This window comes from Luteimonas soli, from assembly GCF_042648865.1.
Lineage (GTDB): Bacteria > Pseudomonadota > Gammaproteobacteria > Xanthomonadales > Xanthomonadaceae > Luteimonas > Luteimonas soli.
Map to the genome: position 1 here is coordinate 1,156,604 of NZ_JBHRYA010000007.1, position 6,192 is coordinate 1,162,795.

5 protein-coding genes are annotated in these 6,192 nt (G+C 66.5%); 1 reads left to right on the forward strand and 4 read right to left on the reverse strand.

Going from position 1 to position 6,192, the window contains the following annotated elements; translation table 11 throughout:
• Positions 1–37 precede the first annotated feature (37 nt).
• Positions 38–1,288: a DUF819 family protein gene (locus tag ACFONC_RS12720; RefSeq protein WP_386744587.1), complete on the forward strand. Its 1,251-nt coding sequence runs from the start codon at positions 38–40 to the stop codon at positions 1,286–1,288.
• A gap of 84 nt (positions 1,289–1,372) precedes the next feature.
• Here the strand turns inward: ACFONC_RS12720 and ACFONC_RS12725 are convergent, their stop codons facing one another.
• The 4 genes from ACFONC_RS12725 to ACFONC_RS12740 form a co-directional block, all read right to left on the reverse strand.
• Positions 1,373–2,602, reverse strand: coding sequence for an XVIPCD domain-containing protein (locus tag ACFONC_RS12725; RefSeq protein WP_386744589.1), 1,230 nt, complete (start codon positions 2,600–2,602; stop codon positions 1,373–1,375).
• Between the two features lie 72 nt (positions 2,603–2,674).
• Positions 2,675–3,430, reverse strand: coding sequence for an ankyrin repeat domain-containing protein (locus ACFONC_RS12730; protein WP_386744591.1), 756 nt, complete (start codon positions 3,428–3,430; stop codon positions 2,675–2,677).
• A 153-nt stretch (positions 3,431–3,583) separates the two neighbouring features.
• Positions 3,584–3,808 carry a YbdD/YjiX family protein gene (locus tag ACFONC_RS12735; protein ID WP_386744592.1) on the reverse strand — a complete coding sequence of 75 codons (225 nt, stop codon included), beginning with the start codon at positions 3,806–3,808 and terminating at the stop codon, positions 3,584–3,586.
• Positions 3,808–5,883 (reverse strand): carbon starvation CstA family protein, encoded by a 2,076-nt coding sequence (locus tag ACFONC_RS12740; protein WP_386744593.1) that lies wholly within the window; start codon positions 5,881–5,883, stop codon positions 3,808–3,810. Before ACFONC_RS12740 ends, ACFONC_RS12735 begins: the two co-directional genes overlap by 1 nt.
• Between the last annotated feature and the right edge of the window lie 309 nt (positions 5,884–6,192).

The following is a 6,192-nucleotide window of genomic DNA, read 5'->3' on the forward strand; positions in this document are numbered from 1 at the left end:
AACGCGACGTGTTCCCTTGCCTACTGGAACCGTTCCCATGCCTGAAGCCGCCAGCAGCGCGCTGATCACCGACGACGCGGCCATCCTCGGCCTGCTTGCCGTCACCCTGGGAGCGGTGTTCTGGACCGCTTCACGGGAGTCCGGATTCTGGAGCAGGTTCTACAACTACGTGCCGGCGCTCCTGATGTGCTACCTGGTGCCGGCCATCTACAACAGCATCGGCCTGATCGATGGCGGCGCATCGAACCTGTACCCGATGGCGCGCGACTACCTGTTGCCAGCCTCGCTGGTGCTGTTCTGCATCGCCATGGACATCGGGGCGATCCTGAGGCTCGGGCCGAAGGCCGTGATCATGTTCCTGACCGGTACGGTCGGTGTGATGCTCGGTGCGGTCGTGGCGTTCGTGGCGATGGGCGTTATCCATCCGTCCACGGTTGCGGGCGAAACCTGGCGCGGCATGACCACGATTGCCGGCAGCTGGATCGGGGGGGGCGCCAACCAGGCGGCGATGAAGGAGGTGTTCGCGGTCGATGCCAACCTGTTCGGCCAGTTCGTGGCCGTCGACGTGATCGTGGCTTACTTCTGGATGGCGATCCTGCTGTACCTGGCGCCGCGCGCGAAGGCCTTCGACCGCTGGACCGGGGCCGACACGTCGGCGATCGAGGATCTCAAGCAGCGCATCGCCGACTACCAGGCCGAGCATGCGCGGATCCCGTCGATGAGCGACCTGATGATGATCTTCGCGGTCGGCATTGGCCTGACCGGCCTGGCGCACCTGCTCACCGGGCCGCTGGTTGCGTGGATCCAGTCGCTGCCGGCCTCGTGGCGGCTGCAGGATTACAGCCTGGACTCGCGCTTCTTCTGGCTCGTGGTGCTGACCACCACCTTCGGCGTGATCCTGAGCTTTACCCGGGCACGCCGGTTGGAGGGTGCTGGCGCATCCAATGTCGGCTCGGTCTTCCTTTACGTCCTGATCGCCACCATCGGCATGCAGATGGACCTGAAAACACTGGCGGACCGGCCGATGCTGTTGTTGCTGGGAGTGATCTGGATCAGCGTGCATGCAGCACTGATGCTCGGCATGGCCAAGCTGATCCGCGCACCGCTGTTCTTCATGGCCGTCGGATCGCAGGCCAATATCGGCGGTGCGGCGTCCGCGCCGGTGGTGGCCAGTGCCTTCCATCCGTCACTGGCACCCGTTGGCGTGCTGCTGGCGGTGATGGGCTACGCGCTGGGCACGTACTGCGCGTACATCACGGGGTTGTTGCTGCAGGTGATGGCGGGCTGAGCCGGCGCAAATCCCTGCCGCATGGCAGTGGCTGGACAGGAGGCGCGAGCAGTGCCTCCTGCGCCAGAGAAGGAGCGGGTTGCCCTAGAAGGCGAGCGCAGCGCGCTGTTGGCGTTCCTGCATCTGCGCCTGTTCCTGCTGCTGGATGTCGTTTGCGCGTAGCTGCATCGCACTCTGCCTCGCCTGCGCCTGGACGGCCTGTTCGAGGTCGACCTGGCTGCGCCGGTGGGCGGGATCGTGCAGGTCGCCCTGGACCGCGAATATGCGCTGGGCGTCGGCCGAGGTCGCCACGTGGTCGATCCGGGATAGGCCATCCAGGCGGGCGCGGGCGGCCATGCTGGCGACGGTGTTGAGGAAGCGCTCGTTTTCGGCAAGGCCGAGGGGCTCGCGTCGTGGCGCCAAGCCCGCGGCAGCGTCGCGCAGCAGCCGGTTCGACGTGCCGTCGACGTCGCCGATGGCGCGCGGGGCGATGACGGGGTTGCGCTCGCGCGCCTGCAGCTGCGCCAGGTCCTGCGCCTCCATCACCGCCTCGATGAAGTGCAGGTCGACGCGGTGCATGAGCATCTTGCCGGGCACCAGGCGCTCGAAGAACGAGAGCGGATCCGGGTCCGGCAGCACGATCTCGTGCCCCGGCGCGTCCGGCATCGCCCACTTGAGCGGGATGCTGTCTTCCTGCAGGTGGGTGAGGATTTCGTTGTCGACGCGGTAGCTGCGGATCAGGCCCTGCTCGGCCTCGCGCTTCAGGACGTCGGCGTCGAAGCCGTGCCGTTCCAGGGTCTTGTCGTGCACGCCGGCGGCGTTGAACGTCACGACCGGAACATCGTTGGCCATGCCTGCCGCCGCGGCCAGTCCGCCACCAAGCGAATGGCCGGTGAAGATGATGTCCTCGCCGAAGGCCTCCCTGGCCTTGCGGCCAAGCGTGAGGGCGCGATCGTACTGGTCGTCTTTTAGCCCCAACCCTTGGCCGAAGTTGTGCTTCCAGTCGCGCCCTTCGTCGGTTCCGGTGAATGCAAGCACCACGTGTCCCTGCGCGTCCTTGTAGAACGAGGCGTCGAAACCACTCTTGGCATCGTGCATGAGTGCGGGGTCGAGGCCTGCGGCCCGCACGTCGTCCTCGTCCATGCGTGCCCAGCTTGCGGGCAGTTCAGGTGCGCCTTCTTCCGCCAGGCCGCGGCGGAGATCGCTCACGACGTAATTGTCCTGGAGCAAGGTCGACAGTTCACGGTCGATCGAGTGCGGTTGTTGCCCGCGGACCTCGTCGGCAAAGCTGGCGATCCGTGCTGCCGGAGAAGAATCGTTGCTGGTATCGCTCATGCGCCGCTCCTTGCGTACACACCTGCCGCGGATGCAATCGCCAAAGCAGGTGGCTTCCCTGGGAAATGACTGCTACTGCCGGGGCACTCCGTGCGTTTCAAGCCAGTCGCGAACCTTCTGGCGCTCGGCCTTGCCTTCGGCATTGAGGCGCGAATCCGATCCGGCAAACAGCGCAGGCTGGAACGTCGCGCCGCGTTGGTTCGTCTGTTGCGGATCCAGGCCGGCCTGCAGAAGTTCCAGTACGCGGCCGGCGTCGTTCACGTTGGCTGCGACGTGCAGCAAGGAGTCGCCCATCGAGTCGGTGTGCCGGATGTCCGCGCCTGCGGCGATGAGCATCTCGACCTGGGCATCGCGGCGGCTCTCCACGGCGCGGAAGATCGGGGTCCAGCCAAGGCCCGGGCGTGCGATATCCACGGGCGCCCCATGCGCGATCAGCACCTGCAGGTACTGCGCGTCGTTCACCATCGCCGCCATGTGCGCCACGGTTTCCTGGTCCATGCCGGGCGCTGCGGGATCGGCGCCGGCTTCGAGCAGCGCCGACAGCGAGGCGGGCTGCTGGTTCCAGATCGCCCATTCGAGCAGGGTGACGTCGTCTTCGCCGCGCGCGGACAGGTCCGTCGACGGGGCGAGTGCGCGGATGCGGGTGGTGTCGCCGCGGGCGACCGCTTCGGCCAGAGGCTGGACCGCAGGGTCGTGGAAGGGGAGGGCGGAGTCCTTGATCGCTGCTGACATGCTGGCTTGCTCCCTTGCACCGGCCGGATCGGCGGCGCACGAAACCATCAGGATGGATGTCGCGAGGGCCGCCAGGGCAGGGACGTGCTTGCGCATTGCGGGTTCCTTTCCGACTGACTTTGCGTTTGCGTCGCGCATGGGTCCGTGGCGCGACAGGGCTGATCCTAGCATCGCCCCGGCGGCCGTGGAGGCACGATTCCGTGATCGCGTCCGTAATTTCCGCGACCCGATGCAATCATGGATCGCCTGTCAACAGCAGCGGAAGCCGCCCCTGCCGCCGAAGCGCGCTTCCTGGCGTTCGCGGAAGAACGTCGGGTAGTCCATCGGCTTCCGGTCCGGATGCTTCTCGAGCACGTGCCGGACATAGTTGTCGTAGTCAGGCACGCCGCAGCACAGCCGCGCGGTCTGCACCAGCCGCCGCCAGGCGCGCTTGTGTGCCTGGTAGTGGCCGAGCGGGACGAGCGCGGTGCCCATCAGGGTTGCGCCGCTTCCTGCTCGGGGGTGAGCGCGACATAGGGCAGCTCGCGGTCGGTGCGGGTCGAACTGGCACGTGCCTTCGCGATCGCCTTCACCGAATAGAACAGCACCGCCAGCACCACGAACAGGAACAGCGCGGTCAGCCCTGCGTTGACGTAGTTGTTGATCATGATCTGCTGCATCCCGCCGAAATCCTTCGACGGCGCGATCAGTTCGCCGGCCGCGATCGCGTCGCGGTACTTGCTGGCCTGCGCCAGGAAGCCCACGCCCGGATCCTTGTCGAAGATCTTGATCCAGCCGGCCGCGGTCGTGCAGACCAGCAGCCAGACCGTCGGCACGATCGACACCCACGCGTAGCGGTCCTTCTTCATCTTGAACAGCACCACCGTGCACAGCAGCAGCGCGATACCGGCGAGCATCTGGTTGGCGATGCCGAACAGCGGCCACAGCATGTTGATGCCGCCCAGCGGATCGGTCACGCCCTGGTAGAGGAAGTAGCCCCACAGCGCCACGCAGCCGCCGGTGGCGACCAGGTTCGGCCCCCACGACTCGGTGCGCCGCATCACCGGCACGAAGTTGCCGAGCAGGTCCTGCAGCATGAAGCGGCCGGCGCGCGTGCCGGCATCGACCGCGGTGAGGATGAACAGCGCTTCGAACAGGATTGCGAAGTGGTACCAGAACGCCATCATGTTCGCGCTCGGCAGCACGCTGTGCAGGATCTGCGCGATGCCGACCGCCAGCGTCGGCGCGCCGCCGGCGCGCGACAGGATGCTGCTCTCGCCGATCTCGTGAGCGGTCGCGGTGAGCAGGTCGGGCGAGACCACGAAGCCCCAGCTCGACACCGTCTGCGCGACGGTCGCGGCGTCGGTGCCGATGATCGCGGCCGGCGCATTCATCGCGAAGTAGATGCCCGGGTCGATGATCGAGGCGGCGACCATCGCCATGATCGCCACGAACGACTCCATCAGCATGCCGCCGTAGCCGATGTAGGGCGCGTCTCGCTCGCTGGCGAGCATCTTGGGCGTCGTGCCCGAGGCGATCAGCGCATGGAAGCCAGACACCGCGCCGCAGGCGATGGTGATGAACAGGAATGGGAACATGCTGCCCTTCCACACCGGCCCAGTGCCGTCGGTGAACTGGGTCAGCGCCGGCATCCGCAGTTCCGGCATCACGATCACGATGCCGACCGCCAGCGCGACGATGGTGCCGACCTTGAGGAACGTCGACAGGTAGTCGCGCGGCGCCAGCAGCAGCCAGATCGGCAGGACCGCGGCGACGAAGCCGTAGCCGATCAGCATCCAGGTGATCTGGGTGCCGGTGAAGGTGAACACCGGGCCCCAGGTCGGGCTGGCGGCGACCTGGCCGCCGAACCAGATCGCGGCCAGCAGCAGCACCAGGCCCACCACCGAGATCTCGCCGATCTTTCCGGGCCGGATGAAGCGCATGTAGATGCCCATGAAGATCGCGATCGGCATCGTCGCGATCACCGTGAACATGCCCCACGGGCTGCCCTGCAGCGCCTTGACCACGATCATCGCCAGTACTGCGAGGATGATGATCATGATCAGGAACGCGCCGAACAATGCGATGGTGCCGGGCGTCTGCCCCATCTCCTCGCGCACCAGGTCGCCGAGCGAGCGGCCGTCGCGGCGGCTGGAGATCACCAGCACCATGAAGTCCTGCACCGCGCCGGCGAGCACCACGCCGGCGATCAGCCACAGCGTGCCGGGCAGATAGCCCATCTGCGCCGCCAGCACTGGGCCGACCAGCGGACCGGCACCTGCGATCGCCGCGAAGTGGTGGCCGAACAGCACGTGCCGGTTGGTGGGTACGAAGTCGAGGCCGTCGTTGTTGAGCACGGCCGGCGTGGCGCGCCTGCGGTCGAGCCCCAACACCTTGTCGGCGATGAACTTCGCATAGAAGCGATAGGCCACCAGGTAGATCGAAACCGCGGCGGCCACGATCCACAGCGCATTGATCGTTTCGCCGCGCCGCAGCGCGATGGTGCCCAGGCAGAAGGCACCCAGCAGCGCCAGCGCCGCCCAGGCCAGCTTCTTCACGAGACCGTTCATGCGTTCGCCCTCTGTCCGGAACCGGCAGGGTCGCGCTTGCCGCAGGGGTGGTCAATGCGGAAACGGTGTTGCGGTGCAAAAACGGGCTAAGACTTTGGTCGTAGGGCGCGGCGTGGAGGAACGCCCGGAACGGGATCTTGTGGGAGCGGCTTCAGCCGCGAGCTTTTGGATGGCCAGTCAAGAGCAAGAGCAAATCCCCCATACCCCCTCTACAAAGGGGGCAAGAGCCATAGCCTTTCCCGAAGGGGCTGACCTAGATACCGGATCGATCTAGGATGGCAAATGGCGCTAAGTCGTTGTCGCATCAGC